Here is a 3,478-nt window from a genome sequence, read left to right as displayed (position 1 = left end):
ATTTGCGACTGAGTTGAACTGAAAAGTTGTAATAAAAGTATTGAATAGAAAAACTACATTGGTCTCTTAAAAAAGAGATAAAAAGCAGAAGGCAGATTATAGTAAAATCTAGCTTTCCTGTAAAAAGATAGGTGAGGGAAAGAAGAAGCTAGAAATGCTGAAACCCAAAACTTAACGAGATATGATTATTTAAGATTAGATAATCAAAGCCCAGACCATGGCATTTCAGTAATGCTTTAATTTGGGGAAAATCTGAATAAAATCATAATTGCCGTGATGCTACTTTATTTTCTTATAATAAAAGTGGTGGAAAGACGTTAATCATTGTCAGATTGGGCGAATCAAAATAACGAAACTAGATGGTATTAAGAAATTAGAGTGACTCCGAGCGAGATAGCTAGGTCTTATGACATTTTTTCTTTGAAAAGCCCAAGCAATTGCTGGTCATAGATTGTTCGGATAAATCCATCCCCTACTCTAACTAATTTGCTAGCAATAAGTTCAAAATACCAGGCAGATGAATACGTAAAAAGTAGTAAAGTATCTGGATTAAAATAGGAAAGAGAAATTATAAATCACAAAAATTGCGGTATTTTATCTCAAATTCAAAACCGCCTTCTTCTTGAAAGCGTCTAAAGATTTCTTCATATCCTTCCTTCTCAAAGTGATTTCCCCGATAAAGGATAGCGAAGCTAAGCCCATTGTAATCAAGCGTAGCGCCGGATTGTTTGAAACCATTTCTTTTGTAGAACTCCCAACGAGCTATGCGTTGTTCGAGATTATCACATTCTTCATCTAGTCGTTCAATTTCAAGTACCATAGTCTTAGGATAGTAAAACTCGACTAGTTTGTCGATAATTTTTCCTCCATAACCTTGACTTCGCAAGTGAGGCATGATGGCAAAAAAGGCAATATAAAAAACAGTTTCATTAGTTACCGAATAGGCAAATCCAATGAATTCCTCTTCATTGTAAAATGCAAAAAAGTGGGAATGTTCATTGTCTGCATCTGCTAGCAATTCTGAGATTGGAAGACGCTCTTCCTCTGGAAATGCTTCCTGATTCAATTTTATAACATTTTCTAAATCAGGAAATGACTTTGTAATGAGCTGGCTTCTGATTGTCATTTTTTACTCCTTTTAATCTTATAGATTAGTGTATCCTACTTCCTATTATAACAAAAAAAGCTTATCCCTACTGATATTGTGACTTATAACAGAGTGGATAAGTTATGATAATGTAAAACAATTGGCTAGTAATTAACTACCCCAATTGATTAGAAGGTAGATTAAACCTGAACCAAACATGTCTGCTAAAGCATGGACGAGGAAAAATGGTAGGAGATTTTTCACCTTGAACTTATAGAAGAAGTAGTAAAGTAGTCCAAAGAGAACTCCGATTGTCAAAGCCCAAAGCATTCCTTGGTAGGTATGGAAGGAAATCCGAACGATGGTTGAATAAAGGAGAACCCACCATTTTTGATGTTCTTTAACAGAAGTCAAGAGCCCTAGGAAGAAAAATTCCTCATAAAAACCATTGAGTAAGCTATAAGCGATTGCCATTGGAGATAGTGCTAAAAACTTGTCGATGATAGCAAGTGGATTGATATATCGAATAACATCCCAACTAAAATAGTTATAAGAGCCACTCAAGCTAGTCACAGTATCCGCCATTAATCCCATGATTGCAAAAATAAAAGGAACCCAAAAAAGGACAGACCATTTAAATTTGATAGGGAGTCGCTTAAAGTTAAAGTTGCGTATCCAAAGGTAAAGGAAGGCAATAATGAGTAAGCTAACTTGTAAGGTAAAGTTACTAGAATAGGCGGCACCACTAGAAGCAGTGTCCGTTGTAGTAGTGGTCGCAACCTCTGTAACAGCTTGTGTAACAGGTGCTAAACTTTGGAGATATAATTCAGTAGAGCGATAAATAAATTGACCAAATAAAATAAGGGTAAGAACAAGGATGTCATACCATTTTAGGTAATCCAAGGTCTGTTTAGGACGGAAAAAAGTTCTGATATTCATTGGAACTCAACTTTCTAAAAATTCGTTTTTTCTAATTGAGTATAGCATTCTTTTCTTAAAACTAGATTAAAAAATGCTTATGAAAGGAATACAGGGTTAAAAAAATATGTTATACTGTAAAAAGGAGGATTTTGTATGGATTTGAAGAAAAATGCAAAAAAAGAGTTAGCTTGGAGCTCGGGGAATTTATTGCTCTATTCGATACTTATGTTGGTAAGTATTCTTCTGGTAGGAATTATAGAAATTATTCTATATAAAGTTCAACATGGTCCCGGAGCGAATCTCGAAGAGGCAAAAGAACTTCTATCGGATAGTATGGTCGGGTATTTTCTTGCTGTGGTAGTTGGAGTCTTGATTTTTACAGTTTATAAAGAAGGGAGACTGTGGACAGACTACATTTGCCATAAAGGAAAAAAAATGACAGGGAAGGCGTTTATAGTTTTATTAGCTTTTCTGTATTTGGGTCAGTTTAGTTTTACTTTATTTGCTAATTTAGTAGAGAGTTTGCTCAATCTTGTTCAGCTTAGTTGGCTGACATCCATTGAAGCAGCGTCCGCTGGTTCTACAAACTGGAGTATGTTTCTCTATGCTGGTATTTTAGGTCCGATATCAGAGGAACTCATTTTTCGTGGAACTATTTTAGGAAGCTTTAAAACGTATGGAAAACTGTATGCTTTGGTCATGAGTGCCATATTATTTGGATTATTTCATGGGAATATCCCTCAAGGTCTTTTTGCTTTTTTAGTTGGCCTAGTTTTTGGTTATGTTGCCTTGGAATATTCAATTTATTGGGCAATCTTTCTACATATTTTTAATAATCTTGTGATTGGGGACGTCATGCTTTGGCTTTTAGGATATTTTCCTGAGGATATAGCGACAGTCATCTCACTTTCTTTAAACATTATTGGTAGTGGTGCGGGACTGTTTGTTCTTTACAAAAATAAGGATAGAATCCGAGAGTATATTCAAGAAAATCAACCTGAAAAGGGAGTTTTTAAAACTGCCCTTAAATCTGTTTGGTTTTGGCTCTTTGTCGTCAGCATGCTGTTTCAAGGTTTGTTTTTGATTACAAAAATTTCTTAGTTTTTTTAAAAAGTACTCTTATGAACTTGTATTCATAATATTCGTTAAGAAAGAATTCATTTGCAAAAGGGGTTCCAAAAAATAGTAGAACACAAACAAGTAAACGTCTTAATTGAATGAATTTTCAGAATAAACAAAACATTTTAGTCTACAGTCATCTCAAGATTTGTAGACTGTTTTTTTTGTTATAATAGAAAAGAATTCTTAGAAACGAGGTCTTCCTATGTTGAAAAAAAGTTCTCTGACAGGTTTGCTCCTGTTCGGGATATTCTTTGGTGCGGGAAATCTAATTTTTCCGCCAGCACTTGGTGCACTTTCTGGTGAGCATTTTTGGCCTGCAATCGCAGGTTTTGTCCTATCGGGTGTGGG

4 protein-coding genes are annotated in these 3,478 nt (G+C 35.0%); 2 read left to right on the top strand and 2 right to left on the bottom strand.

What is annotated here, in order from left to right; genetic code table 11:
- Window positions 1-568: 568 nt before the first annotated feature.
- Together STRDD10_RS02775 and STRDD10_RS02770 are read right to left on the bottom strand one after the other, a co-directional pair.
- On the bottom strand, window positions 569-1,126 hold the full coding sequence (locus STRDD10_RS02775; protein ID WP_067192917.1) for a GNAT family N-acetyltransferase: 558 nt from the start codon (window positions 1,124-1,126) through the stop codon (window positions 569-571).
- Window positions 1,127-1,258: 132 nt separating this feature from the next.
- A complete protein-coding gene (locus STRDD10_RS02770; protein ID WP_067192915.1) occupies window positions 1,259-2,026 on the bottom strand; it encodes a CPBP family intramembrane glutamic endopeptidase in 768 nt (255 codons plus the stop codon).
- Window positions 2,027-2,161: 135 nt separating this feature from the next.
- On the opposite strand from STRDD10_RS02770, the gene STRDD10_RS02765 reads away from it, so the two are divergent.
- Together STRDD10_RS02765 and STRDD10_RS10360 are read left to right on the top strand one after the other, a co-directional pair.
- Window positions 2,162-3,109 carry a CPBP family intramembrane glutamic endopeptidase gene (locus STRDD10_RS02765; protein WP_067192913.1) on the top strand — a complete coding sequence of 316 codons (948 nt, stop codon included), beginning with the start codon at window positions 2,162-2,164 and terminating at the stop codon, window positions 3,107-3,109.
- A gap of 223 nt (window positions 3,110-3,332) precedes the next feature.
- On the top strand, window positions 3,333-3,478 hold a 146-nt coding region (locus STRDD10_RS10360; RefSeq protein ID WP_197458296.1), incomplete at its 3' end, for a branched-chain amino acid transport system II carrier protein.

The sequence above is a fragment of the Streptococcus sp. DD10 genome, from assembly GCF_001578805.1.
Classification (GTDB): Bacteria; Bacillota; Bacilli; order Lactobacillales; family Streptococcaceae; genus Streptococcus.
The sequence above is the reverse complement of the archived record's forward strand: the minus strand, read 5'-3'. Positions and strand labels throughout refer to the sequence as shown.

Bases quoted from the DNA above. Each gene is read 5' to 3' on its own strand.
- STRDD10_RS02775 (WP_067192917.1), bottom strand. From the start codon at position 1,126: ATGACAATCAGAAGCCAGCTCATTACAAAGTCATTTCCTGATTTAGAA.
- STRDD10_RS02770 (WP_067192915.1), bottom strand. From the start codon at position 2,026: ATGAATATCAGAACTTTTTTCCGTCCTAAACAGACCTTGGATTACCTA.
- STRDD10_RS02765 (WP_067192913.1), top strand. From the start codon at position 2,162: ATGGATTTGAAGAAAAATGCAAAAAAAGAGTTAGCTTGGAGCTCGGGG.